We start from the raw sequence: 26,142 nt of genomic DNA, 5'->3' as shown, positions 1-26,142 counted from the left end.
GCGGGATCGTCCGCCCGGCCGGGCCAGCCCGGCGTACGGTGATCCACGACGGCTGGACCGACGGGGAGGTGGGCATGCTCGACCGACGGGTCCAACTGCACCTGGCCACCTGGCTCGGTCAGTGGCCGGCCGGGGCGGGGCTGCACGTGGTCGCCTCACACCGACGGGCCGCACCGGCCTGGGACGCCAGGTTGCGCCCCGCGCTCGCCGTGGACACCGGGCGCAGCGGTGTGCTCTCCGTGGCGCCGGACCGGGTGGCGGCGATCCGTGCCCTTGTCCGGCGTACTCCAGATCGGTTCCTCGCCGCGCTGCCGCAGGCCGTGGGGCTGCCCGACTGGTGCGTGCACGACGGTTCGTTCCGGTGGAGTGTGTCCCCCGCGCCGCTTCCCGACGTGGGGGAGTGGATCCCGCCGACGGCACCCGGGCTGCCGCCCTGGCTGCGGCTCTTCGACCGGCCGGTGTTGGTGGTCCGCGATCCGGACGGCGCCTACCTGGCCGGTGCCGGGATCAAGCGGCACGACGCGTACGGGCACGAGTTGGCCGTGGGCACCGCGCCGGTGGCTCGGGGGCACGGCCTTGCCCGCCGACTCGTGGCGCAGGCGGCGCGACGGGTCCTCGACGAGGGAGCGGTGCCGACCTACCTGCACGAGCGCGACAATCTCGCCTCGGCCCGGGTCGCCGACGCGGCAGGTTTCCCGGATCGCGGCTGGCGGGCGTACGGGGTCTATCCGCACTGACGGTGGCCGGCGCTCGCGGACCGTGGATCCCGGGCCGGATCCACGGTCCGCAACCTCCCCCCAGGCCCCGGTTCCGGACGGTACGCGTCAATCACGCTACGTATCTAAACCGCTCAGGGCAAGGTTGATGCTGTCGGTTTGGAGTGTCGAAAAGTGGACTTGACCTGCTTCTTCGGTGATCGCCAGGGGTCGGGCGGCTCAGTGACGGAGCGTGCGGATCAGGTCGAGCACCTGTCGGGTCACCGGTCGGAGGACCCGGAGCCGGGACAACGCCACGAGCCGGTCGACAAGTGGTACGACCCCGTCGATCAACTGCCGGGTCTTGGTCTGGCCCGGTGATCGATCGTGGACCCAGTAGAGGATCACGCCCATGTACGCGAGCCAGAGCAACTCGGGCAGTTGGGGGCGAAGCTCGGCGTCGACCTTGGCCGTCGAGCCCGTCAACACCTCGCCGAAGAGTTCGATGGCCGCCTGTCGGGGGCCGGAGGACTCCGCCGAGAAGGGACTCAGCGGGGAGGTGGGCTCGGCCGCCGTCTTGAAAAAGGTCGCCGCGAACCCGTGCGACGGCGTCAGCACGTCGATCCCCGCGTGCAGCACTCCGGCCAGCCGGGCGCCGAACGCCTCCTCCCGATCGAGCACGGGCTGTGCGGCCGCCCGGTGTGTGACCTGGGACTGGGCGTAGAACTCCTGGATCAGGTGGTCCTTGGAACCGAAGTAGTAGTAGGCGTTGCCGACCGCCACGCCGGCCTCCTGCGCGATCGCCCGCATGGTGGTCTGGGCGTAACCGCGCTCGCGGAACAGCCGCATCGCGGTGTCCCGGATCAGCTGCCGGGTCTGCTCGCCTCGGGCGGTGGCTGGGTCACCCGCAGTGGTCGTCTGCGCAGGCTGCTCGGTCATCGAGGTCACCGTATCCCGCCAGGTCGTTTGTCGGCTCGTCCCCCGGGTCGCGGACCCGCTCCCGGATCGCCGAGGCGGCGGCCACCGCCTGTCGGGCGAGGGGCAGCAGGTGCGGTCGGGCCAGTCGCTCGGCCATGGACCGGTGGTCGGCCAACGCCCACAGGCAGGCGAACCAGGCGCCGTCGCCCGCGTACACCTCACCGGTGTCGGCGATCACGGTGAGGTCGCGCAGCGTCGCGTCGTGGTCCAGGCCGGGAAAGCGCCGCCGGGCCTCGACCGATCCGGCCGGCACGAACTCCAGGGGTACGAGTTGGGCGCGGGAGGTCAACCAGCGGCGGGCGGCGCGGCAGAGCGGGCAGGCCGCGTCGAACAGGACGGTGAACCCCCGGATCCCACCGCCGCAGTGGGCGGTGGGATCCGGGTGCCGATCGACGCCACCGGTCGGTGACTCGGTCATCGGGTCGGCGGGTTGTTCGCCGGCCCGGCCCCGGGCTGTGGTCCGGCCTGGTGTGGTCCGGCCTGGTGTGGTCCGGCCTGGTGTGGTCCGGCCTGGTGTGGTCCGGCCGGTTGCGGGCCGGCCGGTTGCGGGCCGGCGGGCTGTGGTCCGGCCGGGTGTGCGCCGGCCGGCCGCGGTCCGCCCGGGTACGCGCCGACCAACTGCGATCCGGCTGGGGCGGGCTGCATGGGGAGTCGGCCGATCGGGGCGATCGGGGGGTGGGTGGCGAGCTGGCGCAGGCGGTTTCGGCGGTAGCGACCCAGTGCGAAGACGTTGAAGAAGTGCAGCGCGCCGAGCACCAGCAACACCAAGCCGATCTTGAGGGACAGTTCCTCCATGGCCTGGCTTGTCGAGAGCACCGGGTCGGAGTGCCTCATCGCCACCGTGACGTAGCCGAGGTTGAGCAGGTAGAAGCCGACGACCAGGAGACTGTTGACCGCTTGGGCGAGTCGTTCCTCGGCGAACACCTCCTCCAGGAAGACCAGCCCGTTGCGCGACAGCGCCCGAGCCACCCAGATGGTCAGGCCGATGCTGACCGCCAGGTAGATCACGTACATCCAGACCTTGGTGTCCATGGGACGCCCTTCTTGAACGTGTTCAACTACCGACGTCGTCAGCCTAGGGTGGATGTTGAACATGTTCAAGAAGGGGCGACAGGTGACTGTGGACACTGTGGTGTCGGAGTGCGTTCTCCGGCCGAGCCGCGGAGGCCCGGCCGGAGAACGCCGTGGCTCAGCCGGCCAGACCGAGCGCCTCGGCCGCCGCCCGGCCGTTGGCGTGGCTCGCGCCGTACGTCGTGACGAAGGCGCGTACGCCCGCCGGGCGCCACTGCGCCGGCCACCCCATCTCCACCACGGTCACCGAATGCTCGGCGGCCAGCCCGGCGACCAGCTCCGGGCCACCGGGCAGCCGGTGCAGGTGCCGCCCCACCAGCACGATGGGTCGGTCACCGGCCAACCCGCGCAACGTCGCCGGGTCGGTCTCGGTGGCGATCACGCGAATCTCCGGCACCCCGTCGAGGTGGGGACCGAGACCCCACGGCACCCGACCCTCGGCGATCGTCGACTCGGTGTGCAACTGCACCACAAGCGGTCGGTCCAGGCCGGTGAGCACCCCGTCCACCCGGACGGCGCGACGCGCCGCGGCGTACCCCAGCTCGGTGTCCCCGGCTGCCGGCGGCCCGGCGGCGGCCCGGGTCCAGGCGGCGAGCTCGGCGGCGCGGCCGGCGGCCTGTTCGACCCGGGCGGTCGCCAGCCGACCGTCGGCGAGCGCGTCGACGATCTCGGCGGCCACCCGCTCGACCAGTTCGGCGTCGACCCGCGCGCCGATGCACAGCAGGTCGGCCCCCGCCGCCAGGGCGCGGACCGCGGCCGGGCCGACCCCGCCGGCGGCCACCGCGGCACCCTTCATCTCCAGCGCGTCGGTGATGACAGCGCCGGTGAAGCCGAGGTCGGTGCGGAGCAGGTCGACCAGGACGGCCCGGCTGAAGGTGGCCGGGTCGGCGCCGGTCAGCGACGGCACCCGGATGTGCGCGGTCATCACGGCGCGTGCCCCGGCGGCGATGACCGCCCCGAACGGCGGCAGGTCCCGTTGGCGGAGCAGGCTCAACGGCGCGTCCACGGTGGGCAGTTCGTGGTGCGAGTCGGTGACGGTGGCGCCGTGCCCGGGGAAGTGCTTCGCGCAGGCGGCCACGCCGGCGGCCTGCAACCCGGTCACGGCGGCGGCCGAGTGGGCGGCCACCCGCACCGGGTCCGCGCCGAAGGACCGGGTGCCGATCACCGGGTTCTCGTCGGCGGTGTTGACGTCCACCGTCGGGGCGAGGTTGACGGTGATGCCGAGCGCGGCCAGCTCGGCGCCGATCGACCGGTAGACGCGTCGGGTGAGCGCCACGTCGCCGATCGCGCCGAGGGCCGCGTTTCCGGGGTACGGGCTGCCGGTGGCGTGCGCCAGCCGGGTCACGTCACCGCCCTCCTCGTCGATGGCGATCAGCGCGTCCGGCCGACCGGCGCGCAACGCGGCGGTGCTCGCCGCCACCTGGGCGGGGTCGTGCACGTTGGTGCCGAACAGGGTGTGCCCGGCCAGCCCGTCGGCCAGTAGGTCGACAGCCCAGTCCGGCGGGACCGGTCCCGGGTACGCGGCGAGCAACGTGCCCAGCGCCAACCGGCGCAGTCCTGGATCCAGCCCCACGTGATCTCCCCCTTCGGTGCCCCAGCGGATACGAAACGTCGTACCGGTGGTGGTGTCCGCCCTGCCGAATCGGCGGAGCGTCCCGCCTCCGGGTGGCCGATACGCTACGGCTACCCGTTCGCAGGTAGGTTTACAGTTAGCAAAGTTTACTAAAACTAGAGGACGTGTCATGAGTGCGACCCGGCTGCCCGGCACCCCCCGCCTGTTGCGGGCGCTCAACGACCGTGCGGCACTGGAACTGCTCCTCGAACGCGGCCCGCTGACGAGGGCCCGGCTCGGCGAGCTGACCGGGCTGTCGAAGGTCACCGCCTCGCAGTTGGTCGAGCGGTTGGAGGAGCGTGGCCTCGTCACGCGGGTCGGCGAGCAGGCCGGCGGGCGGGGGCCGAACGCTCAGCTCTACGCGGTCAGCCCCGGCAGCGCGCACGTGGTCGGCGTGGACGTCGGGCCGGACCGGGTGGTGGCCGCGTGTGCCGACATCACCGGCGCGGTCATCGGCCGGGTGGAGCAGTCGACCCGGGACACCGACGACCCGGTGGGCGTCGTGCACAACGCCGTGGTGCAGGCGGCCAGCAGCGCCCACGCGCAGCTCAGCAGCGTACGGCGGATCGTGCTTGGCACCCCGGGCCTGGTCGACCCCGGCACCGGCGACATCACCTTCGCCTTCAACCTGCCGCGCTGGCACAGCGGCCTGCTCGCCGCCCTGCGGGAGGACCTGCACACTCCGGTGGTCTTCGAGAACGACGTCAACCTGGCCGCGGTGGCCGAGGCGCAGTCCGGCGCCGCGCAGGGGCTGGCGGACTTCGTCCTGGTCTGGGTGGGCGCCGGCGTGGGCCTGGCGATCATGCTGGGTGGGCGGCTGCACCACGGCAGCAGCGGAGCGGCAGGTGAGATCGGCTACCTGCCGGTGCCCGGCGCGCCCATCCCACGCGACGTCTCCCGCCGCGCCAAGCCCGCCTTCCAGCAGCTCGTCGGTGCGGATTCGGTCCGCGCGGTGGCCCGCGAGCACGGCTATCCGGACACCGACGCCGCCGAGGCGGTGCGCGCGGCCGTAGCGGCCGGCGCCGACGGTGGCCCGATGCTCGACGAGCTGGCCCGCCGGCTCGCGCTCGGCGTGGCGAGCACGTGCGTGGTCCTCGACCCGCCGTTGGTCGTGCTCGCCGGCGACGTGGGCCAGGCCGGCGGCGCCGCACTCGCCGAGCGGGTGCAGCACGAGGTCGCCGCGATCACCCTGGTCCGGCCACGGGTGGTGCCGACCGGGCTGACCGAGGAACCGATCCTGCACGGCGCGCTGCGCACCGCCCTGGATGCCGTGCGCGACGAGGTGTTCGGCTCCACCGTCGGCTGAGCCCGCTGCGCCGGTCATGTGAAGGAATATTTCACCGCAGCTTGACTGGTTGCAAGCTCTTGCCGTGTCGCGATGACCGCCGGGTGGCGTGTCGCGATCGTCCGCCGGGTCGCCCACGACCACGCGGGCGGCCCGGCGAACCGCGACTCAGAGCAGGTCGCGTCGGCGGAACACGGCGAACGCCGCAGCGGTCAGCCCACCGGTGAGCACGAGCAACACCAACAGCGACGGCAACCAGGTAAGCGTGTAGAGCCCCTCGCAGTAGGAGCCGACGTTGCCGCCCCGGCAGATCCGTGCGTCGTAGAAACGCGCCTCGCCGTTGAGCCACGCGCCGATGTGGCTGGAGAGCATGAACCGGTCCGACTCCGGGGCGTCGACGATCTCCAGGACCAGCCGGCCGCCCAACTCCCAGACCACCACGTACGCGGCGAGCGCGCCGAGGGCCGCCGAGGTGTGCCGACCCAGCGTGGCAATGGCGAAGCCCGCCGCGCTGGCCAGCAGCACCAGCACCAGTCCACGGCCGTGCACCGCGCCCAGCGAACGCCAGAAGTCCCCACTCAACCGGCCGGGCAACCCGGCGGTCTGCCCGATCACCCAGAACGTGGCCAGGTAGGCCACCGACGCCAGCAGAGCCAGGACCAGTACCGTGCCGAGCAGGGTGCCCAACTTGGCCCCGAGCACCGTCAACCGGCGTGGCCGCCAGAGCAGCAGGTTCACCACTCCGCCGGAGTTCAGGTCCGCGCCGATGTAGGAGGCGCCGACCAGGAACCCGAACAGCACCAGGAACGCGATGAGGAAGTAGAGCAGCGGCCGCGCCTGCTGGGCGAAGCTGAACACCCCCGGCAGGAAGTCGGCGGCGGTCGGCAGTTGCTCAAGCCGGACCGGGTCCATCTCCGAGCACTCCGCCGGGAAGTACTGGTTCATCTCGCTCTGCGGGAGCGTGCCGTTCTGTCGGGCCAGGCACTGCTGGTAGGCGGTCTCCATCCCCTGTAGCTGCTCGGCGGCCTGCTCCCGCGCCGAGTTCAGCTCGCTCGCGCTCGGCTTGTGCGACCCGGCCAGGGTGGTCGCCGCCGTCACGGCGAACGCCAACGCCAACAGGACGACCATGAGCTGCACGAAACGACGACTGAACAGTCGTTCCAACTCGGCACGAACCAGGTTCACGCGTCCACTCCCCGATTGAGATCAATCACAGCTTCGCCCTGCTCGCCGTCCGGCAGCGCCGAGCCGTCGACCTGCCGGGGGACCGACGACTGCGCGTACGCGCCCGTCAGCTCCAGGAAGACGCTCTCCAGATCCGGCCGAAGGGGCGTCAGCTCGCCCACCCACAGCCCCTGCTCGCCGAGCACCTGACTGATCACCGTTCCGTCACTCACGCCGCTCACCACCAGCGCCTCGCCGTCGACGACCGCCGTCAGCTCGGCCGCGTGCAGCAACTCCACGGCGCGCTCGGGCTCGGCCACCCGCACCACGAACTCGTGTCGGTCGTGGCCGGCGAGCACCTCGTCCACCCGGCCGGCCGCCACCCGCTTCCCCCGCGAAATGATCGTCACGTGGTCGCAGATCAACTGGATCTCACCCAGGATGTGACTGGACACCAGCACGGTCACCCCGTTGGCCGCCAGCGACCGCATCAGGTCCCGCATCTCCCGGATGCCCGCCGGGTCCAGCCCGTTCGCCGGCTCGTCCAGGATCAGCAACCGCGGCTCCTTCAACAGCGCGGACGCCACCGCGAGGCGCTGCTTCATGCCCAGCGAGTAGCCCTTCACCCGCTCGTCGCCCCGGTCGCGCAGACCCACCGTCTCCAGCGCCTCGTCGACCCGCGAGACCGGCACCCCACCGGCGCGAGCCAACAGGCGCAGCGTGCGGTACGCGGTGAAGTTGCCGAAGAACTGCGGGCTCTCGACGATCGCGCCGACCTGCCCCGCCACCCGGGGCAGCAGCTCCGGCGACGGTTGGCCGAGCACGGTCATCCGTCCACCGTCGGCGCGTACCAAGCCGAGCAGGGCCCGCAGGGTGGTGGTCTTGCCGGAGCCGTTGGGCCCCAGGAACCCGTGGACCTGGCCGGCCTCGACCAACAGGTCGAACCCGTCCACCGCCACCCGCCGGCCGTTGCGCAGACTGCGGAAGGTCTTACGCAGACCCTCGATCTCGATGACCGCGCTCATCTGCGCGGCTCCGAATCTTGACGGAACATCAGCCGTCCTCCGGGTTTGGTGATCAACGACACGGCGCTTCACCCTATGGCCGAGGTGCCGCCCGTGGGGGGCACCACGGCGCTGCGTGGTTGGATGGTGCGGTGACTGGTGACCTGATCCCTGGCGCTGCCGGCGCCGCGCCTGTGGACCCGGATCTGGTGGTCAGCCTGGACGGCGTCGGAGTACGCCGGTCCGGCACCGCCCTCCTCGAGGACCTGACGTGGCGCGTCGAGTTGGACGAGCGGTGGGTGGTGCTCGGCTCCAACGGTGCCGGCAAGACCACCCTGCTCAACCTCGCCTCGGGTCGGCTGCACCCGACCACCGGTGTCGCGCACGTGCTCGGCGAGCGGATCGGCCGCACCGACGTCAACGAGCTGCGTACCCGGATCGGGCTCACCACCGCCGCGCTCGCCGAGCGGCTGCCCGCCGACGAGCGGGTCACCGACGTGGTGGTGACCGCCGCCTGGTCGGTGGTCGGCCGCTGGCGGGAGAACTACGACCCTGGCGACGAGGCGCGGGCGCGGGCACTGCTGAGCCAGCTCGGCGTCGGTGGCCTCGCCGAACGCCGCTACGGCACGCTCTCCTCGGGTGAGCGCAAGCGGGTGCAGATCGCCCGGGCACTGATGACCGACCCGGAGCTGCTGCTGCTCGACGAGCCGGCCGCCGGGCTCGACCTGGGTGGCCGGGAAGACCTGGTCGCCCGACTGGCCGAGCTGGCGTACGACCCGGACGCCCCGGCGATGGTGCTCGTCACCCACCACGTGGAGGAGATCCCGCCGGGGTTCACCCACGCGCTGCTGCTGCGCGAGGGTGGGGTGGTCGCCCAGGGTCTGCTCGCCGAGACGTTGACCGGCGACAACCTCTCCAAGACCTTCGGCCTGCCGCTGGTTGTCGAACGGTCGGGCGACCGTTACACCGCGCGGGCCGCCTGAGCGTCAGGACAGGGCGGAGACGACAGTGCCACAGACCCGGGTCGCCGTGGTGGGCAGCGCCAACATGGACCTGGTCGCGATGGCACCCGCACTGCCCCGGGTGGGTGAGACCACCCTCGGCACCGACTTCGTGATGGTGCCCGGCGGCAAGGGTGCCAACCAGGCCATCGCCGCCGTCCGGGCCGGCGCCTCCTGCGCGTTCCTCGGCGCGATCGGCTCGGACGCCTTCGGCGTCACCCTGAAGGCCCGCATCACCGCCGCCGGGGTGGACACCAGCCAGCTACGCGTGGTCTACGGCACCTCCGGCGTCGCGCTGGTCATGGTCAACGCCCAGGGTGAGAACGCCATCATGGTGACCCCCGGCGCCAACGACGCCCTGGTCGACCTCACCGAGGAGGACCTGGCCACGGTGCGCGCGGCGGACGTCCTGGTCGCCCAACTGGAGATCCCGGTGCGGACCGTGACGGCCGCCGCGGTTGCCGCCCGCGCCGCCGGCAGCCGGGTCATCCTCAACGCCGCCCCGGCCCGGGACCTGCCGCCCGAGCTGCTCGCCGCCGTGGACGTGCTCGTCGTCAACGAGGGCGAGGCGCAGGCGCTCACCGGCCGTGGCCGGGAGGACCCCCGGGCGCTGCTCGACCTGACCCCCCGGGCCGTGCTCACACTCGGCGGCGAGGGCGCCCGGTACGTCGACCGCGACGGCACCGACGTGCACGTGCCGGCGGTGCGGGTCGACGTGGTCGACTCCACCGCCGCCGGTGACGCGTTCACCGCCGCGCTGGCCGTCGGCTGGGGCGAGGGACGCGACCTGGTCGACGCGGTGCGCTGGGCGTCAGCGGCCGGCGCGGCCTGCGTCCGCAAGCTCGGCGCCTCGGTGGCGCTGCCGCAACGCGCCGAGATCGACGAGCTGTACGCGCCGGCCTGAGCGCGTCCGCGCCACGTCGTCGGTGCATGACCTAGACGTTCGCCGTTCCGCCGGCCGATCCGGCCGCCGCCGCCGCCCGCTTCCACAATCGGCCCAGCGTCGAGACCGACGTCAGCGACGTGCCCGCCGATCTGTCGGTCCGTACCCCGGGCCTGATGGTCGTCGACTCCCGGGCGCGGCCGCCTGGGCGCAGGGGCACCTTCCCGGCGCGGTGCACCTGCCCACCGCCGAGATCGGCGAATGGTGATCCCCAACGCCCGAGGGGAGGGGTTCAGCCGACGGGCTCGTCGCTGAGCTTTTCGCCGCGTCGACGCAGCATGCCCAGCCCGGGGATGCCGGCCACGGCGAGCTTGAGGTCGCGGGTCACGTCCAGCAGGTCGTGCAGGTCCGGCCCGACCCGGTCCAGGGTGGCGAGGATCGGCAGGATGTCGGCGGTCAGGTGCTCCCTGAGCTTCGGCAACTCGTCGATCAGGTGGATCGCCGCGCTGATCTCCTCGTGGCTCAGTTCGTCGACGAACTTCCGCGCCATCGGCGCGGCCCGGCGCAACGCGGGCTCGTACGCCGCCAGCAACTCGGCGGCGGTGGCCGCGGCCTCCGTCGCGGTGCCCACGGTGGCGGCGGCCCGGCCGGCCACCTTGTCGGCCTCGGCGACCACCGAGCCGGCCGACCGGGACACCCGGTCGGCTTCGGCGACCACCACGGCGGCGGCCGTCGCCACCTCGGTGGCCGTGTCGATGGCGGTGGTCGCGGCGGCGCTGATGACGGCCACCTGGCGGACCGCCGCCTCGGCGTCGGTGAGCACCTGGTCGGTCCGGTCCAGGGTCGTCTCGATCCGGTCCACCACGCCGTTGATCCGGGCCAGCAGCGCCTCCACCCCGTCCAGCACCGCGAACGCGCGGGCGGGCACGGCGGCCATCGAGGCGGCCGAGCCGAGCGCCTGGTCGAGAGCGAAGCGGGTCAGACCGACAACGGCGGTCGGGGTGGGGAGGGGAATCGCCATGGGACCAAGTGTGCGTCGGCCGCGCCGCAACCGCCCGACGGAGCCGGTCAGCGTGAAGGTCGGCCGGCGGTGTCGGCGCGGGCCACCCGCAGCGCCCACCAGAACAGCGGCGCCTGCAACGGCACGCGGCCGTACGCGATGGCCCGCTTCGTCGGGCGTCGGTGCCGCCAGTCCACGGCCATCTTCACGTTCGCCGGCAGGACGGCGACGAAGAGCGCGGCGGCGGCCCGACCGCCGGCCCGCCGGGTCCCCGGGTTCGCGACCGCCGCCGCCACCGCGAGTTCGGCCACCCCGCTGGCGTACGTCCAGAAGCGGGCCGGGCCGGGCAACGCGCCCGCCACGATCGGGTCGTAGAAGCCGGGCCGTACCAGATGGGTGACGCCGGCCGCGGCGAGCAGGCCGGCCAGGGCGACGGCCTCGCCGCGGCGGGTGGTCATCGATGGTCCCCCTGCTGTTCGACGGCGCGCTGCACGGCCCGGTAGATCTGTCCGAACCGTAGCGCGTCCGGGGTGCGCACCAGCAGGTCCTCCCGGCCGTGGTGCTGCACCCACAGCTCGTGCACGTGGCTGCCGCGCTCGTAGGAGCGGTCCAGCCAGCCCAGCGGGATCTCCAGGAACGGCAGAGCCACCACCGCCCCGACCGCGCAGGCGGCGAGGATGATCAGCGCCAGCTTCCAGTTGCCCCGGTCCTGCGCGGACCACGCGAGTGAGACGACGCAGACCAGGGCGACCAACGGCGGCAGCGAGAGCAGCAGCACCAGGACGCCACGCCCCAGCACGCGACCGCGGACGGCGAGAGTCTTCTGCCCCCGCGCGTGCCAGACGAACGCCACGTCGGACAGGGCGATCACGTGACCGCCCGCCCGGATCGACTCGGAGGTCACCTGCACCGCGTCGTCCCGGTAATAGAGGGTCATCACTAAGCCTAACCACCGGCAGGCAACCCGCGCCCCAGCGATCGTGGACCGTTTCCGTCAGCCGCTGACGGAAACTGTCCACGACTGGCAAGCCGCTAGCGGCGGGTGCCGGGGCGGGCCGGTTGGCTGTGCTCGACCGCGCGCTGCACCGCCCGGTAGATCTGGCCGAAGCGCAACGCGTCACCGGTGCGCAGCAGTCGCACCGGCTGGCCACGCCAGCGGGCCCAGATCTCCAGTTGGCGGCTGCCTTGGGCGTACGAGCGGTCCAGGTGCTCAAGGAGGAAGTCGGCGACCGGCCCGACGGCCAGCCCGACCAGCACCGACGCGCCGACGATCGCGATCGTCACGGTGAGCGAGCGGTGCAGCCAGATGGCCACGCCGATGCCGAGGACCGCCGCGACCAGCGGACCGGCCAGGGCGGCGCCGATCGCGCCACGCCCCACCAGGACGCGCCAGGAACGGCTGCCGCGGCGGTGCCAGATCATGGTGATGTCGGTGAGCGCGTAGCTGCGGCCGTCGGCTCGGAAGGTGGTGGAGGTGACCTGCACCGACCTGTCGTCGTAATACGTGACCATGTCTGGACTCCCGCCCACGGGGCTGACACCACACTACTTACCCAAACGAGCCGGGTCGTAAGGTTGGCACGCGACTTCGACGAGGAAGTGAGGCACCGTGGGAGAGTTCGTCCGGCTGGAGACCACTGGCGGCATCGGCACGATCCGGCTGGAGCGGCCGCCGATGAACGCGCTCAACACCCAGGTGCAGGAGGAGTTGCGCGCCGCCGCCGCGGCGGCCACCGCCGACCCCGAGGTCCGCGCCGTCATCGTGTACGGCGGGGAGAAGGTCTTCGCCGCCGGTGCGGACATCAAGCAGATGGCCGAGATGTCCTACGTCGACATGGCCGACCGGGCCGCGAACCTGTCCAGCGCGCTCGGCGCGATCGCCCGGATCCCGAAGCCGGTGGTCGCCGCGATCACCGGGTACGCCCTCGGTGGCGGCTGTGAGCTGGCGTTGGCCTGCGACTGGCGGGTGGTCGCCGAGGACGCCAAGCTCGGCCAACCGGAGATCAAGCTGGGCATCATCCCCGGTGCCGGCGGCACCCAGCGGCTGGCCCGCCTCGTCGGCCCGGCCCGCGCCAAGGACCTGATCATGTCGGGGCGGATGGTGGACGCGCAGGAGGCGCTGCGGATCGGCCTCGCCGATCGGGTCGCCCCGGCCGCCGAGGTGTACGACACGGCTGTCGCGCTGGTCACCCCGTACCTGAGCGGGCCGTCGCAGGCGCTGCGCGCGGCGAAGCTGGCGGTCGACGGCGGCCTGGACATGGACCTGAACTCCGGCCTGGCCTGGGAGAGTCAGCTCTTCGCGGCGCTGTTCGCCACCGACGACAGGCGCGAGGGCATGGCGGCCTTCGTCGAGAAGCGCAAGCCGGACTTCACCGGCCGCTGACCCGTCGGTCCACCCCCAGAACGTCCCCTGGCCTCGGTAGCGTCCACCGGCCGGGACCACTGTCGGACGGCCAAGTGACTGGCCGGTAACCTGTGATCCCGGCCACGGACGATGGGAGCGACATGACGGAGCGGATCGAGGGTCACGGCGGCGAGCTGGCGCTCGCGGCCCTACGCGCGCACGGCGTACGGGAGATGTTCACACTCTCCGGCGGGCACGTCTTCCCGCTCTACGATGCCGCGTACAAGACCGACTTCCCGATCTACGACGTCCGGCACGAGCAGTCCGCCGTGTTCGCCGCCGAGGCGGTCGCCAAGTTGCAGCGCCGGCCCGGCCTCGCGGTGCTCACCGCCGGACCCGGGGTCACCAACGGCATCTCCGGCATGACCAGCGCGTTCTTCAACGCCTCCCCGGTGCTGGTGCTCGGTGGCCGCGCGCCCGCGTTCCGCTGGGGCTCCGGCAGCCTCCAGGAGATGGATCACCTGCCGTTGGTCACCCCGGTCACCAAGCACGCCGAGACGGTGTTCAGCACCGACGACATCCCGCGTGCGGTGGGTGCCGCGCTCACCGCCGCGCTCACCCCGCACCGTGGTCCGGCCTTCCTCGACTTCCCGCTGGAGACGATTTTCTCGGTCGCCGAGGTCGACCTGCCCACCGCCTCCGGCGTCGACCCGGTCGTACCGGACCCGGAGGAGGTCGGCCGCGCCGCGCTGCTCATCGCCGGGGCACAGCGACCGGTCATCATCGCCGGCTCCGACGTGTACGCGGGCGACGCGATCGCCGCACTGCGCGAGGCGGCCGAGGCGTTGCAGGTGCCGGTCTTCACCAACGGCATGGGCCGCGGCTCGCTCCCGCCCACGCACCCGCTCGCGTTCGCCAAGGCCCGTCGGGCAGCGCTCTCCGGCGCCGACGTGGTCGTGGTGGTCGGCACCCCACTGGACTTCCGGCTCAGCTTCGGTGACTTCGGCGACGCCAAGGTGGTGCACATCGTCGACGCGCCCAGCCAGCGGGCCACGCACGTGCAGCCGGCCGCCGCCCCCGCCGGCGACCTGCGCCTGATCCTCTCCGCGCTGGCCGACCACGCCGGTGACCGGGCCGATCACACCGACTGGATCGCCGACCTGCGCGTGGCCGAGGACGCGGCCAAGGCCCGGGACGCCGCCGAGATGGCCGCCGAGACCGACCCGATCCGCCCCGCCCGGATCTACGGCGAGCTGCGTCGGGTGCTGGACCCGGACGCCATCACCATCGGCGACGGCGGCGACTTCGTGTCGTACGCCGGGCGGTACCTGGAGCCGGCCCAGCCCGGCACCTGGCTGGACCCGGGCCCGTACGGCTGCCTGGGCACCGGCATGGGCTACGCGATGGGCGCCCGGGTCAGTCACCCCGACCGGCAGATCTGCGTGCTGATGGGTGACGGCGCGGCCGGCTTCTCGCTGATGGACGTCGAGTCGCTGGTCCGCCAGAAGCTGCCGGTGGTGATCGTCGTCGGCAACAACGGCATCTGGGGGCTGGAGAAGCACCCGATGCAAGCCATGTACGGCTACAACGTGGCCGCCGACCTCCAACCGGAGTTGCGCTACGACACGGTGGTCAGCGCGCTCGGTGGGGCGGGGGAGACGGTCGCCAAGGCGGCCGACCTGGGTCCGGCCCTGCAGCGGGCGTTCGACGCCGGAGTGCCGTACCTGGTCAATGTGCTCACCGACCCGACCGACGCGTACCCCCGGTCGTCGAACCTCGCCTGAGTCGCACCCGCCGCCGCCGTCGCCCCTCGCGGGCGGCGGCGCGGCGTCTTCCCGCAGCTAAATAGGCGGAATGTCAGCGTCGGTCGACGTAACGTCAGCGCGGGAACGGCGGGATGTCAGCCCTGTCGCCCATGGTGGTGTCATCACCCCACAGACGACAGGAGTTGCGATGGACCACGCGATCCGCGCCGAGGGTCTGGTGCGGCGTTTCGGCGCGACCACCGCCCTCGCCGGAGTTGACCTGGCGGTCCCCACGGGGACGGTCTTCGGTCTGCTCGGGCCGAACGGCGCCGGCAAGACCACAGCGGTACGGGTGCTCGCCACCCTGCTGCGCGCCGACGAGGGACATGCCACGGTGGGCGGGTTCGACGTCGTCCGCGACGCGCACCAGGTGCGGCAGCTGATCGGCCTCACCGGCCAGTACGCCTCGGTCGACGAGACCCTGACCGGCGCGGAGAACCTGCTGCTCATCGGGCGGTTGCTCGGGCTCAGTCGGGCCGACGCCAAGCGGCGGGCCCGGCAACTGCTCGACGACTTCGGGCTCAGCGATGCCGCCGACCGGGCCGTGAAGACGTTCTCCGGCGGGATGCGGCGGCGCCTCGACCTCGCCGCCAGCCTGGTCGGTCGGCCGCAGGTGCTGTTCCTCGACGAGCCGACCACCGGCCTGGACCCCCGCAGCCGCAACGACCTGTGGGACCTCGTCCGCACGCTTGTCGCGGACGGGGTCACGGTGCTGCTCACCACGCAGTATCTGGAGGAGGCCGACCAACTCGCCGGTGAGATCGCCGTCGTCGACCACGGGCGGGTGATCGCCCAGGGCACGCCGGAGGAGCTGAAGGCCAAGACCGGCGGTCAGACCCTCACCGTGCGCCCGGCGGACGGCAGCGACCTGGGCATCGTCACCGCCATCGTCGGCGAGGTGTCCGGTGTGATCCCCGAGGTGGCCCAAAGCGCCGTCACCGTCGCCGTGAACGATCCCGGCGTCCTGCCCGCGGTGGTCAGCCGTCTCGACGCCGCCGAGATCGCGGTCGCCGAGCTGGCGCTGCGCGGCGCCAGCCTGGACGAGGTCTTCCTCTCCCTCACCGGCCACCGGGCCGAGGACGCACCGGCCGCCACCGATCTGGAAAGGACACCGGCATGACCGCCGTGACCCTCAGCCCCGCCCTCGCCCCCCCGGCCCGTCGACTCGGCGTCGCCGCCGGGCTGCGGCACACCCTCACCCTGGCCTGGCGCAGCCTGGTGCAGATCAAACACAACCCGATGGAGTTGCTCGACCTGAGCATTCAGCCGGTGATGTTCGTGCTGCTGTTCACCTATGTGTTCGGCACCGCCATCGCCGGGTCGTCGGGCGAATACCTCACCTTCATGCTGCCGGGCATCATGGTGCAGAACGCGCTGTTCGCCACCATGACGACCGGGTTCGGGTTGAACAACGACCTGACCAAGGGCGTGTTCGACCGGCTGCGGGCGCTGCCCATCGCCCGGTGGGCGCCGTTGGCCGGGCGGATCCTCGCCGACACCGTCAAGCAGGCCTGGTCGATCGCGCTGCTGCTGGGTGTCGGGTCGATCCTCGGCTTCCGGGTCGGCAACGGCGTGCTCGGTGTGGTGGGGGCGTTCGCGCTGCTGCTGGCGTTCACACTGGCCGCGTCCTGGATCTCGGTGCTGGTCGGGGTGCTGGTGAGCGAACCGGACAAGGTGCAGATCTTCGGCTTCACGGTGATCTTCCCGCTGACCTTCACCAGCAACATCTTCGTCCCGACCGACCGGATGCCGGGCTGGTTGCAGAGTTGGGTCGAGGTCAACCCGGTGACCGTGGTGGCCGACGCGCTGCGGGGGCTGCTGGTCGGCGGGCCGGTGGCCGGGCCGACGATCCAGACGCTGCTGTGGGGCGCCGGCATCGCGGTGATCTTCGCGCCGCTGGCCGTCCGCGGCCTCAAGCGTCGAGTATGACCCGCAGCAGTTCCGGCACCCCGTCCGACCGGATGCCCCGGCCGTCCGCGTACGCCTCGGTGAACTCCGACTCGCCGAGCATCGCGCGGGCGGCCAGCGCCACCCGGGTCGCGTCCAGCGCGCCCCGGTCGTCGCCGCCGCGTACCCCGTGGGCCGCGCCGAGCAGGGTGGCCGCCACCGCCGGCCGGCCGCTGCGCAGGGCGAGGTCCGCGTAACCGACCAGCGTGATCGCGACCACCGGCGCGTCGCCGGAGGCGAGCGCCAGCTCCAGGGCCTCATCCAGGTGGGTACGGGCGACCGCATGCTCCCCCTGGGCGGCGGCGACGTGCCCGAGCGAGGTGGCCAGCATGGCACTCCACTGTGGCGCGATGCTCCGCCGCCGGACCAGGTCCACCGCCCGGTCCGCCCACCGGGCCGCCTGCTCCCAGTCGCCGCAGTCGCGCAGCAGCTCCGCCCAGGCGGTGGCGACGCCGGCCCGCGCTTCGTCGGCGCCCAGCCGTTCGGCCTCCTGCTGCGCCTCGGTGAGCAGCGTGCGGGCCAGCTCGTGCTCGCCCACCTGCCAGTACAGCTGAGCCAGCCGGGACCGCATCTGCGGCACATCCTCGGCGGCACCCAGCTCCTCGACGTCGCCCAGGGCGGCGCGGAGCTGGTCGATGGCGAACTCCCGATCGCCGGTCCGACCGGCCAGGTCGGCCAGCGAGAAGCGCGTGGTGGACAGCCCCCACCGGTCCCCGACGCTGCTGAACAGCTCCAACGCGGCCCGGAAGTCGTCGGCCGCGCCCTCGGCCGGCGCGCCCAGGTTGAGCTGGGTGTGCCCGTGCATCACGCGGGCCGCCCCGGCCACCCACGGGTCCTCGTCGGTGAAGAGCCGCCGCAGCGCGGCCAGCCCCTGCACCTGCGTGGCCGGGTCGAACATCAGGGTCATCGCTCCGGCCATCCTCAACAGGGGTGAATCGGTGCCGCCATCGGCCAGCGCCACCGTCCTGCGCATCCAGACCTGGGCCGTCTCGAAATCGGCGTGGGCACTGAGGGTGTTCAACCCCCCGGCCAGGTACGCGGTCGCCAGCGCGGTCGCGGTCGGGGCGCCATCGTCGCCGCCGTGCCGCCCGACGGATCGTTCGGCCAGGGTGAGCACCTCCCGAGCGAGGTCGGCGCCCTCCAGTCGGTTGCCGCGCGACCACCAGTACCACCCGAGCGCACCGGTCAACCGGACCGCCCGAGTGACCTCGTCGGCCCCGATCGCCCAGCGCAGCGCGCCGTGCAGGTTGTCGTGCTCCGCGCGCAGCCGCCGGACCCAGCGCAACTGGTCCCGACCGCGCAGCTCCCGGTCGGCCCGTTCGGCCAACTGGAGGAACTCGTCGGCGTGCGCGCGCCGGACCCGCTGCTCCTCACCCGCCTCGTCCAGCCGGTCGAGCCCGTACTCCCGGATCGTCTCCAGCAGCTGGTAGCGCGGTTCGCCGGCACCGCTGACGATCACCAGCGACTTCTCCACCAGGGCGAAGAGCCGGTCGAGTACCTCGGGCGCGGCCAGTTCGCCGCCGCCGCAGACCCGTTCCACGGCGGCCGCGGTGGCACCGCCGGTGAAGACGGCGAGTCGCCGCCACAACGCCCGGTCGGCCTCGTCGAGCAGGTCCCAGCTCCAGTCCACCACCGCGCGCAGCGTCTGGTGGCGGGGCAACGCCGTCCGGCTGCCGCCGGTGAGCAGCCGGAACCTGTCGTCCAGCCGGGTCGCTACCTGGTCGGCCGTCATGGCCCGCATCCGGGCGGCGGCCAGCTCGATGGCGAGCGGCATGCCGTCCAGCGACCGGCAGATGCCCACCACCGGCCCGACCGTGCGGTCGTCCACCTCGAAGTCCGGTCGGACCGCGGCGGCCCGGTCGGCGAAGAGCCGCACCGACGGGTACGTCAGCGCGCTGACCGGGTCGACACCCACGGGCGGCTGCTCCAGTGACTCGACGGGGTGCAGCGCCTCGCCGGTGATGCCCAGCGGCTCCCGGCTGGTGACCAGCACCCGTACGTCCGGACAGGCGGCGAGCAGCCGGTCGGCCAACTCGGCGGCGGCGTCGAGCAGGTGTTCGCAGTTGTCCAGGACCAGTAGCGCTCGCCGGCTGGCCAACGCGTCGATGGCCCGGACGGTCGGCTCGGTGGCCTCCCCCGGTGGGATCCGGGACCGGCTGCCGGCGAAGAACGCCTGCTCCCGAAGGCCGAGCAGGCCCAGCAGCGCCTGCGGCACCTCGGCCGGGTCGGTGACCGGGGCCAGTTCGACGAGCCAGACCCCGTCCGGGAACCGCGCCGCCACCTCGCGGGCGCACTCGATGGCGAGTCGGGTCTTGCCGGCGCCTCCGGGCCCGGTCAGGGTGACCAGCCGAGCCCGGTCGAGCAGGCCGCCGACCCGGTCGACGGCCTGCTCCCGGCCGACGAAGCTGGTCAACGCCGTCGGCAGGGCGCCCCGGGCGCGGAACGCCGGTGCCGGCGCGCTGCGGGGCGGCGCATCGACGTCGGGGTCGGCCCGCTCACCGCGCAGCACCGCCAGGTGCAGAGCGGCCAGCTCCGGCCCGGGATCGGCGCCGAGCGTGTCGGCCAGGTCGGCGCGGAGCCGCTCGTACGCGGCGAGCGCCTCGGACGGGCGGCCGGCCCGGTGCAGGGTGCGGATCAACTGGCCGGCCAGCCGCTCCCGCAGCGGGTGAACGGTGACCAGTTCCCGCAGCCAGGGCACCAGGTGTGCGGGTTCCTCCAGCGCCGAACGGGCCTCGATCAGCTCCTCGGTGGCGGTGAGCCGCAGCTCGTCCAGCCGGGCCAGCGGGGCGCGGGTGAACGGGGCGCCGGCCACGTCGGCCAGCGCCGACCCGCGCCACAGCGCGAGCGCCTCCTCGAGCAGTTTGCGGGCACCTCCCGGGTCGGCGGGCAGCAGTGCCCGGCCGGCGAGCACGGCGGCCTCGAACCGGTGCAGGTCGACGGCCTCCGGGTCGAGGGTGAGCTGGTATCCGCCGGGACGCGCGTCGACTCCGAGCCCGGGCACCGCCCGGCGAAGCCGGGAGATCAGCGCCTGGAGCGCGTTACCCGCGGCGACCGGCGGCTCGTCCTCCCAGAGGGCGTCGACCAGGTGCGCGACGCTGACCACCCGGCCGGGCGCCAGGGCAAGCAGGATCAGCAGCCGGCGCAGCCGCGCCCCGTGGATCTCGATCGTCGTCGTCGGATCGACCCGGACCTGCAACGGGCCGAGCAGGCTGATCTGCACTCCGCCGATTGTGCCGCCCGCCGGGCCGGACGCCGGCACCGGCGCGGCCGGGCTGGTGTTCACACGTCCGGCCGGTCACCCTCACGGGGCGGCTCACCGTCGCGGCGGCGCAGGTCGTCCTCACGCCGACGCAGGTCCTCCTCCCAGCGGCGGAACAGCTCCTGGTCCTGCTTCTTGGCGCGATCCTGCACCGAGCGGAGGAACTCCGGATCGTCGTCGGGGGCGACCGGCCGGGGGCGCTGCCGCTGGGGCGATCCGGCACCGCCGGGCCAGCTCTTGCGGGCGCCGGCGCTGGGCTGCCGGCCGGCGACGAACCAGGCGATCGAGCCGACCAGGGGGAAGAACAGGATGATCAGCACCCAGGCGATCCGGGGCAGGGCACGGATCTGACCCTCCTCGGCGGAGAGGCAACTGATCAGCGCGCAGACGGCGAGGACAATCTGCACCAGGAAGAGGAGAACGTACAGCCGGGCCATCCACCCATCATGGCGCACCGCGTCGCGTCACCACAGTCCGCGAACGGTCACCAGCACGCCGAGCAGCGCGAGCCCGACGGTGCCCAGCGCGACCAGCGGCAACGTCCGGCCGCCGGTGCGGGCCGCCCCGGTGCCGGTGCTCCGGGGCCAGCAGAGCACGAGCACGCCGCCCCAGACCAGGACTGTCGCACCGGCGATCACCGCTCCGAACAGGCCGCCGCTCGACGCCAGCCGGACGGCGAGCGCGCTCACCACGGTCAGCGTCAGCAGCGTGCGTCGCCAGGCCAGCCGGGTCCGCTCCGGTTGCAGCCCGGGGTCGAGTCCGGCGCTCACCGCCCGCCGACCGCCCGGACCAGGACGGCGATCACCAGCAGCACCGCGCCGGCGCCCACGGCGAGGGCGAGGACGGCGGGGAATCGGGAGGCGGGCAGCTCCTGGCCGAGCCGGATGGCCCGTTCGGTGCGCGCCCAGTGGTCCACGGCGCGGACCGCGACGGCGCCGCCGAGCAGCAGCAGCGCCACCGCGATGACCTCCCGCAGATGGCTCATCGGCAGGGGTGGCAGGAACTGCGCGGCGGCCAGTCCGCCGCCGACCAGCGCCAGGCTGGTGCGGAGCCAGGCCAGGAAGGTCCGCTCGTTGGCCAGGGAGAACCGGTAGTCGGGTGTCTCACCGACCGAGCGTGCGTCGGCCGGGTCGAACCACCGCCTGATCGCCTCCCACATGGTGGGAGATTATCCGCTTCCCTCGGGCCTTAGCCTGGTGTGGTGACCGATCTTGATGTGACCACGCTGCGCACCGCCTACGACAACCAGCTCCGCCCGGAGATCCCCGACCCGGTTCCGGCCGGGGTGACGGTCGAGCGGGACGGACCGTTGGTCCGCATCGTCGGGCTCGACGCCGGCGGGTTTCTCACCTACCGCGACCTGGGTGGACTCACCGGGGACGCGCTGGACGAGCTGATCGCCCGGCAGGTGGCGCTGTTCCGCGAGCGCGGCCAGTCGGTCGAGTGGAAGCTCAACGAGCACGACGAGCCGGCGGACCTGGCGGACCGGCTGCGCGCCGCCGGCTTCGTACCGGAGGACCGGGAGACCGTCGTGGTCGGGCCGGTCGCCCCGCTGGCCGCCGCGCTGCCGGTCACCCCCGAGGGGGTACGCCTGCGCGAGGTCACCTCTCGCGCCGACCTGGAGCGGATCGCCGCCATGGAGGAGGAGGTCTGGCGGGAGGACCGCTCGCATCTCGTCACGGGTCTCGCCAAGGAGATCGACGCCGACCCGAACTCGATCACCGTCGTGGTGGCCGAGGCGGATGGGACCGTGGTGAGCGCCGGCTGGGTGCGGTTCCCGGCGAACACCGGCTTCGCCACCCTGTGGGGCGGCTCGACCCTGCCGCAGTGGCGGCGCAGGGGCATCTACCGGGCGTTGGTCAACTACCGGGCGCGACTGGCCGAGCAGCGAGGTCGGACGCTCGTGCAGGTGGACTGTTCCGAGGACAGCCGGCCGATCCTCCAGCGGCTCGGCCTCGTCGCGGTCACCACCACCACCCCGTACGTCTACACTCCGTGATCATGGAGCAGCGGTTGACGGACGAGGAGCGGTTGATCCTCAAGACCGGCGCCTTCGGTGCCGTCTTCCTGGTGTCCAACGCCCACCCGGGCGTGCTGGGGTGATCCGGGAGAGCGTCGCCGCGTCCAGCGCACTCGCCAACGCCAGCGGGACGGTCAAGGAGGCGCTCACCACCGGCCCTCTTCCCCGGCTGCCCCGGGACTCGCAGTTGGAGATCGAGTCGGTGGTGCTGCCGGCGCTGCGGCACGCGGTGCGCATTCTGCGGGACAAGTCACCGCGGGATGTGGACGCGTACCGCTCGGTGGTGTTGGGTGCGGCGGATCGGGTGGCCCGGGCGCACGCCGGGGTGGTGCCCGCCGAGGCGGCGGCCATCGACCAGATCCGGGGCGCGTTGACCGATCCGGCCTGACCGCCTGTCCGTCGGTGAGCTGTGTCACTCTGAGTGCCCCGGGGAGCGCAAGCTACCGACAGGTAACATTGCGCCGTGGGCAACTGCACAGCAGCCCGCGGTTGACCTGGCGTCGACCGACGCGCGACGCTGCGCCCCAGACCGGGCGAGCGAATCGCATCACCACACAGGAGGGTCGTCGAAGCGCGATGAATATCGTCGTACTCGTCAAGCAGGTGCCTGATTCGGGCGCGGACCGCAACCTGCGCAATGACGACAACACCGTCGACCGCGGTTCGGCGAACAACGTGATCAACGAGATGGACGAGTACGCCATCGAGGAGGCGCTGAAGATCAAGGAGGCGCACGGCGGCGAGGTCACCATCCTGACCATGGGTCCGGACCGGGCGACCGAGTCGATCCGCAAGGCGCTCTCCATGGGTCCGGACAAGGCCGTGCACGTGCTGGACGACGCCCTGCACGGTTCCTGCGCCGTCGCCACCTCGAAGGTGCTCGCCGCCGCGCTCGGTCAACTGAACGCCGACCTGGTGATCTGCGGCGCGGAGTCCACCGACGGCCGGGTCCAGGTCCTGCCGCACATGATCGCCGAGCGGCTGGGCGTCGCGGCGCTGACCGGTGCCCGCAAGCTCACCGTCGACGGCAGCACGCTGACCGTCGAGCGGCAGACCGAGGAGGGCTACGAGGTGGTCACCGCCGCCACTCCGGCCGTGGTCTCCGTCTGGGACACCATCAACGAGCCGCGCTACCCCTCCTTCAAGGGCATCATGGCCGCCAAGAAGAAGCCGGTGCAGACGTTCTCCCTGGCCGACCTCGGTGTCGCGCCCACCGAGGTGGGCTTCGACGGCGCCACCAGCGCCGTTGTCGAGCACACCAAGCGCCCCCCGCGCTCCGGTGGCGCCAAGATCACCGATGAGGGCGAGGGCGGCGTCAAGCTGGTCGAGTTCCTCGCCACCGAGAAGTTCGTGTGAGAGGGGGGTTCTGAGATGTCCGAGGTTCTCGTCGTCGTCGAAGCCACAAAGGAATTCGGCGTCAAGAAGGTCACCCTGGAAATGCTCACCATCGCCCGTGAGCTGGGCACCCCGAGCGCGGTGGTGCTCGGCGGCGCCGGCGCCGCCGAGGCGCTGAGCGGCAAACTGGGCGAGTACGGCGCGGAAAAGATCTACGCCGCCGAGGGTGACGAGATCGACGGCTACCTGGTGGCCCCCAAGGCCACCGTGCTGGCCGAGCTGGTCCAGCGGGTGCAGCCGGCCGCCGTGCTGCTGGCCTCCGCCCAGGAGGGCAAGGAGATCGCCGCCCGGCTCGCCGTCAAGCTGGACAACGGCATCCTGACCGACGTGGTCGGCCTCGACACCGACGGCACCGCGACCCAGATCGCGTTCGCCGGCTCCACCATCGTCAAGTCCAAGGTCACCAAGGGCCTGCCGCTGGTCACCGTCCGGCCCAACTCGGTCACCCCCGCCCCGGCGGCGGCCACCCCGACGATCGAGCAGCTCACCGTCACGGTCACCGACACCGACAAGCTGGCCAGGGTCGTCGAGCGGGTCGCCGAGCAGAAGGGCTCCCGGCCCGAGCTGACCGAGGCCGGCGTGGTGGTCTCCGGTGGTCGCGGCGTCGGCAACGCCGACAACTTCAAGCTGGTCGAGGAGCTGGCCGACCTGCTCGGCGGCGCCGTCGGCGCGTCCCGCGCGGCCGTCGACTCCGGCTTCTACCCGCACCAGTTCCAGGTGGGTCAGACCGGCAAGACGGTCTCCCCGCAGCTCTACGTCGCGCTCGGCATCTCCGGTGCCATCCAGCACCGGGCCGGCATGCAGACCTCGAAGACCATCGTCGCGGTCAACAAGGACGGCGAGGCGCCGATCTTCGAGCTGGCCGACTTCGGCGTGGTGGGTGACCTGTTCAAGATCGTCCCGCAGGCCGCCGAGGAGATCCGCAAGCGCAAGTGACCCCGCGCTGAGACCAGTGGCCGCCCCCGTCGAGGGCGGCCACTGTCTTTCGATGGGAGCTGATCGGCGGGCCGGGGAGCTGAACCGGCCCGCCGATCAGCCCGTCAGGGTGCCCCTCAGCAGGCTGTCGCCGGAGTGGTCGCTGTTGTTGTCGTACTGCTCGGCGGAGACGTCGACCACCGAGTAGCTGGTCAGGTCGACGTTCGGGGGCAGGGGCAGCAGCGCGTCCGAACCGCCGCCCAGGGTGCCCACCGAGAACATCTTCATCGTCGTCGGATTGATGAGCCAGACCTCGTAGTACCCCGGGACGCGCGGGAGATTCGCCACATGCAGATGTAGTTGGCCGTCCCGCAGAACCCGGGCGTCACCCTTCGCCGCCGGGGGCGTCGACCCGTACGCCGCCAGCGGCGCGCTCGCCACCACCACAGGCGTCGGAGCGGGCGCCGGGTCGTCCGGCCGCAGCACCGAGACCGTGCCCAGCACACCGACCGCCGCAGCGGCTGCCGCGGTGACGGCGGTGGCCGCCCAGCGCGACCAGCCGGCGCCCCGGCGAGATCGCCGCGCCGGATCCAGCCGGATGACTGTCGGTCCGCCGGTCGTGCCGGTGGACGGTGCGGCCGTGCCGGTGGGACGCTCGCCCGTCGTGCCGGTGGACGGTGCGGCCGTGTCGGTGGCCTGCCCGATCGTCGTGTGGTTGATCGGCTCGGCCCGGGCGCCGACGGCCTGCCCGATCGTCGTGTGGTTGATCGGCTCGGCCCGGGTGCCGACGGCTTGCCCGGGGAGCTGCCGCGGACGTGTCTCGATCGGTGACGGCTCGGCCTCCGCAGCCCTGACCTGGGCGGCGATGCCCTGCCAGACGTGCTCCGGCGGGTCGGGCAGGTCGGCCAGACCCTGCGTCTCGGTGCCGAGGCCGGCCATCTGCTGGAGGGTCGACACCTCCGCACGGCAGAGCGCGCAGGTGCCGAGGTGGGTGCTCTCCCCGTTGTCCGCCTCGCTCTCACCGAGCGCCAGAAAGACCAGCCGCTCGTGGCCCAGGTGCTGCACCATCCACCTCCCATCTGCGTTTCAAGCTCGCCATGCCGCGCCGGATGTGGCTCTTCACGGTGCCCAACGGCACTCCGGTCACCGTGGCTATCTGCTGGTGTGTCAGGTCGTCGTAGAAGGCCAACTCCAGCATCCGTCGCTGGTCGTCCGGGAGACGAGCCAGCTCGTCGGCGATCACCAACCGGTCCACCACGCGGTCGGGGTCCGGGTTGGCGGGTTTTGGCTCCGGCAGTTGCCGGACCGTCTCCACCACCCGGGTCTCCCGGGCGGAGGCGCGCATCCGGTCGATCACCTTGCGCCGGCCGATGCCGAGCAGCCAGCCGATCAGCGATCCCTTGGCCGGATCGAACGTGTCCCGACCCAGCCACGCGGCGACGAACGTCGCCTGGGTGACGTCCTCGGCGTCGGCGCGGTTGGCCAGCATCGAGGTGGCCAGGTGGAACACGGCCCGACCGTACCGGTCGTACGCCTCGCGCAGCGCCACGTCGTCGCCCGCGCGGAAGCGGAGGTCGAGGTCGTCCACCGGGGGGTCCGGTTCCTCGTGCGGGGCCGTCATCGGGCGGCTCGCCTTCGATGGGGCATGCCCGACTGTAGCTGCCACAGTCTCCGCCCCACTCTCCCGGTCGATGTCATCTCAGCAGCTATTCGTCTCGCGACCCCGGTTCGGATGCAGTCGGGGCCGAAAAAGAAAAGTCCCTC

Annotated in this window: 27 protein-coding genes and 1 pseudogene; 12 read left to right on the top strand and 16 right to left on the bottom strand. The window is 72.6% G+C overall.

Going from position 1 to position 26,142, the window contains the following annotated elements:
• Positions 1 to 74 precede the first annotated feature (74 nt).
• Complete coding sequence (locus ACFYPM_RS26370) at positions 75 to 737, top strand: GNAT family N-acetyltransferase (RefSeq protein ID WP_387202145.1); 663 nt, start codon at positions 75 to 77, stop codon at positions 735 to 737.
• Between the two features lie 198 nt (positions 738 to 935).
• Here the strand turns inward: ACFYPM_RS26370 and ACFYPM_RS26365 are convergent, their stop codons facing one another.
• From ACFYPM_RS26365 to ACFYPM_RS26350, 4 genes are all read right to left on the bottom strand, one after another.
• Entirely contained in the window at positions 936 to 1,634 is a 699-nt protein-coding gene (locus tag ACFYPM_RS26365) for a TetR family transcriptional regulator (RefSeq protein WP_387202143.1), read from the bottom strand.
• On the bottom strand, positions 1,597 to 2,091 hold the full coding sequence (locus ACFYPM_RS26360) for a thiol-disulfide oxidoreductase DCC family protein (RefSeq protein WP_387202140.1): 495 nt from the start codon (positions 2,089 to 2,091) through the stop codon (positions 1,597 to 1,599). Before ACFYPM_RS26360 ends, ACFYPM_RS26365 begins: the two co-directional genes overlap by 38 nt.
• A complete protein-coding gene (locus ACFYPM_RS26355; protein ID WP_387202138.1) occupies positions 2,088 to 2,705 on the bottom strand; it encodes a hypothetical protein in 618 nt (205 codons plus the stop codon). The genes ACFYPM_RS26360 and ACFYPM_RS26355 overlap by 4 nt, the downstream gene beginning before the upstream one ends.
• Positions 2,706 to 2,862: 157 nt before the next feature.
• Positions 2,863 to 4,317: a glycoside hydrolase family 3 protein gene (locus ACFYPM_RS26350; protein ID WP_387202135.1), complete on the bottom strand. Its 1,455-nt coding sequence runs from the start codon at positions 4,315 to 4,317 to the stop codon at positions 2,863 to 2,865.
• A gap of 169 nt (positions 4,318 to 4,486) precedes the next feature.
• Here ACFYPM_RS26350 and ACFYPM_RS26345 point away from each other — a divergent pair, with 169 nt between their 5' ends.
• On the top strand, positions 4,487 to 5,662 hold the full coding sequence (locus tag ACFYPM_RS26345) for an ROK family transcriptional regulator (protein WP_357250793.1): 1,176 nt from the start codon (positions 4,487 to 4,489) through the stop codon (positions 5,660 to 5,662).
• A 147-nt stretch (positions 5,663 to 5,809) separates the two neighbouring features.
• On the opposite strand, the gene ACFYPM_RS26340 is transcribed toward ACFYPM_RS26345, so the two are convergent.
• Both ACFYPM_RS26340 and ACFYPM_RS26335 read right to left on the bottom strand, forming a co-directional pair.
• Positions 5,810 to 6,826 (bottom strand): ABC transporter permease subunit, encoded by a 1,017-nt coding sequence (locus ACFYPM_RS26340; RefSeq protein ID WP_387202132.1) that lies wholly within the window; start codon positions 6,824 to 6,826, stop codon positions 5,810 to 5,812.
• Entirely contained in the window at positions 6,823 to 7,830 is a 1,008-nt protein-coding gene (locus ACFYPM_RS26335) for an ABC transporter ATP-binding protein (protein ID WP_387202129.1), read from the bottom strand. Before ACFYPM_RS26335 ends, ACFYPM_RS26340 begins: the two co-directional genes overlap by 4 nt.
• A 131-nt stretch (positions 7,831 to 7,961) precedes the next feature.
• Between ACFYPM_RS26335 and ACFYPM_RS26330 the strand changes: the two genes are divergently transcribed.
• Both ACFYPM_RS26330 and ACFYPM_RS26325 read left to right on the top strand, forming a co-directional pair.
• Complete coding sequence (locus ACFYPM_RS26330; protein WP_387202126.1) at positions 7,962 to 8,792, top strand: ABC transporter ATP-binding protein; 831 nt, start codon at positions 7,962 to 7,964, stop codon at positions 8,790 to 8,792.
• Positions 8,793 to 8,817: 25 nt separating this feature from the next.
• A complete protein-coding gene (locus tag ACFYPM_RS26325; protein ID WP_387202123.1) occupies positions 8,818 to 9,714 on the top strand; it encodes a ribokinase in 897 nt (298 codons plus the stop codon).
• Positions 9,715 to 9,985: 271 nt separating this feature from the next.
• Here the strand turns inward: ACFYPM_RS26325 and ACFYPM_RS26320 are convergent, their stop codons facing one another.
• The 4 genes from ACFYPM_RS26320 to ACFYPM_RS26305 all read right to left on the bottom strand — a co-directional run bounded on the left by ACFYPM_RS26320 (position 9,986) and on the right by ACFYPM_RS26305 (position 12,205).
• Positions 9,986 to 10,714: a hypothetical protein gene (locus ACFYPM_RS26320; RefSeq protein WP_387202120.1), complete on the bottom strand. Its 729-nt coding sequence runs from the start codon at positions 10,712 to 10,714 to the stop codon at positions 9,986 to 9,988.
• Positions 10,715 to 10,761: 47 nt separating this feature from the next.
• A complete protein-coding gene (locus ACFYPM_RS26315) occupies positions 10,762 to 11,151 on the bottom strand; it encodes a hypothetical protein (protein WP_387202118.1) in 390 nt (129 codons plus the stop codon).
• Positions 11,148 to 11,630: a DUF6232 family protein gene (locus ACFYPM_RS26310; protein WP_387202115.1), complete on the bottom strand. Its 483-nt coding sequence runs from the start codon at positions 11,628 to 11,630 to the stop codon at positions 11,148 to 11,150. The genes ACFYPM_RS26315 and ACFYPM_RS26310 overlap by 4 nt, the downstream gene beginning before the upstream one ends.
• Positions 11,631 to 11,725: 95 nt before the next feature.
• A complete protein-coding gene (locus ACFYPM_RS26305) occupies positions 11,726 to 12,205 on the bottom strand; it encodes a DUF6232 family protein (protein WP_387202112.1) in 480 nt (159 codons plus the stop codon).
• Between the two features lie 97 nt (positions 12,206 to 12,302).
• Here ACFYPM_RS26305 and ACFYPM_RS26300 point away from each other — a divergent pair, with 97 nt between their 5' ends.
• The 4 genes from ACFYPM_RS26300 (at position 12,303) to ACFYPM_RS26285 (ending at position 16,771) form a co-directional block, all read left to right on the top strand.
• Positions 12,303 to 13,076: an enoyl-CoA hydratase/isomerase family protein gene (locus ACFYPM_RS26300; protein ID WP_387202109.1), complete on the top strand. Its 774-nt coding sequence runs from the start codon at positions 12,303 to 12,305 to the stop codon at positions 13,074 to 13,076.
• 122 nt (positions 13,077 to 13,198) lie between these two features.
• Complete coding sequence (locus ACFYPM_RS26295) at positions 13,199 to 14,821, top strand: acetolactate synthase (RefSeq protein WP_387202106.1); 1,623 nt, start codon at positions 13,199 to 13,201, stop codon at positions 14,819 to 14,821.
• A 169-nt stretch (positions 14,822 to 14,990) separates the two neighbouring features.
• Complete coding sequence (locus ACFYPM_RS26290) at positions 14,991 to 15,962, top strand: ATP-binding cassette domain-containing protein (RefSeq protein WP_387202103.1); 972 nt, start codon at positions 14,991 to 14,993, stop codon at positions 15,960 to 15,962.
• Positions 15,959 to 16,771, top strand: coding sequence for an ABC transporter permease (locus ACFYPM_RS26285; protein ID WP_387202100.1), 813 nt, complete (start codon positions 15,959 to 15,961; stop codon positions 16,769 to 16,771). The genes ACFYPM_RS26290 and ACFYPM_RS26285 overlap by 4 nt, the downstream gene beginning before the upstream one ends.
• On the opposite strand, the gene ACFYPM_RS26280 is transcribed toward ACFYPM_RS26285, so the two are convergent.
• Genes ACFYPM_RS26280 through ACFYPM_RS26265 form a run of 4 tightly spaced genes read right to left on the bottom strand, consistent with a single transcriptional unit; the run spans position 16,755 to position 21,207 of the window.
• Positions 16,755 to 20,072 (bottom strand): BTAD domain-containing putative transcriptional regulator, encoded by a 3,318-nt coding sequence (locus ACFYPM_RS26280; protein WP_387202097.1) that lies wholly within the window; start codon positions 20,070 to 20,072, stop codon positions 16,755 to 16,757. The two genes, ACFYPM_RS26285 and ACFYPM_RS26280, sit on opposite strands and share 17 nt — an antisense overlap.
• The gene (locus ACFYPM_RS26275) at positions 20,069 to 20,485 is read right to left on the bottom strand and encodes a PLD nuclease N-terminal domain-containing protein (RefSeq protein WP_387202095.1); all 417 of its coding nucleotides are present in this window, start codon (positions 20,483 to 20,485) and stop codon (positions 20,069 to 20,071) included. Before ACFYPM_RS26275 ends, ACFYPM_RS26280 begins: the two co-directional genes overlap by 4 nt.
• Before the next feature lie 27 nt (positions 20,486 to 20,512).
• Entirely contained in the window at positions 20,513 to 20,818 is a 306-nt protein-coding gene (locus ACFYPM_RS26270) for a DUF202 domain-containing protein (protein ID WP_387202092.1), read from the bottom strand.
• On the bottom strand, positions 20,815 to 21,207 hold the full coding sequence (locus ACFYPM_RS26265) for a YidH family protein (protein WP_387202089.1): 393 nt from the start codon (positions 21,205 to 21,207) through the stop codon (positions 20,815 to 20,817). The genes ACFYPM_RS26270 and ACFYPM_RS26265 overlap by 4 nt, the downstream gene beginning before the upstream one ends.
• 42 nt (positions 21,208 to 21,249) lie before the next feature.
• On the opposite strand from ACFYPM_RS26265, the gene ACFYPM_RS26260 reads away from it, so the two are divergent.
• From ACFYPM_RS26260 to ACFYPM_RS26245, 4 genes and pseudogenes are all read left to right on the top strand, one after another.
• Positions 21,250 to 22,047 (top strand): GNAT family N-acetyltransferase, encoded by a 798-nt coding sequence (locus tag ACFYPM_RS26260; RefSeq protein ID WP_387202086.1) that lies wholly within the window; start codon positions 21,250 to 21,252, stop codon positions 22,045 to 22,047.
• Between the two features lie 2 nt (positions 22,048 to 22,049).
• Positions 22,050 to 22,456: pseudogene (locus tag ACFYPM_RS26255) on the top strand (hypothetical protein).
• 188 nt (positions 22,457 to 22,644) lie between these two features.
• Complete coding sequence (locus ACFYPM_RS26250) at positions 22,645 to 23,424, top strand: electron transfer flavoprotein subunit beta/FixA family protein (RefSeq protein WP_387202083.1); 780 nt, start codon at positions 22,645 to 22,647, stop codon at positions 23,422 to 23,424.
• A gap of 15 nt (positions 23,425 to 23,439) precedes the next feature.
• Positions 23,440 to 24,399, top strand: coding sequence for an electron transfer flavoprotein subunit alpha/FixB family protein (locus ACFYPM_RS26245; RefSeq protein WP_387202080.1), 960 nt, complete (start codon positions 23,440 to 23,442; stop codon positions 24,397 to 24,399).
• Positions 24,400 to 24,495: 96 nt separating this feature from the next.
• On the opposite strand, the gene ACFYPM_RS26240 is transcribed toward ACFYPM_RS26245, so the two are convergent.
• Positions 24,496 to 25,443: an anti-sigma factor domain-containing protein gene (locus ACFYPM_RS26240; protein ID WP_387202262.1), complete on the bottom strand. Its 948-nt coding sequence runs from the start codon at positions 25,441 to 25,443 to the stop codon at positions 24,496 to 24,498.
• The gene (locus tag ACFYPM_RS26235; protein ID WP_387202077.1) at positions 25,397 to 25,999 is read right to left on the bottom strand and encodes an RNA polymerase sigma factor; all 603 of its coding nucleotides are present in this window, start codon (positions 25,997 to 25,999) and stop codon (positions 25,397 to 25,399) included. Before ACFYPM_RS26235 ends, ACFYPM_RS26240 begins: the two co-directional genes overlap by 47 nt.
• Positions 26,000 to 26,142 lie beyond the last annotated feature (143 nt).

This window comes from Micromonospora sp. NPDC005203, assembly GCF_042872705.1.
In the GTDB taxonomy this organism is placed as follows: Bacteria; Actinomycetota; Actinomycetes; order Mycobacteriales; family Micromonosporaceae; genus Micromonospora.
Note: the sequence above shows the minus strand (reverse complement) of the source record. Positions and strands in the feature narration are given on the sequence as shown.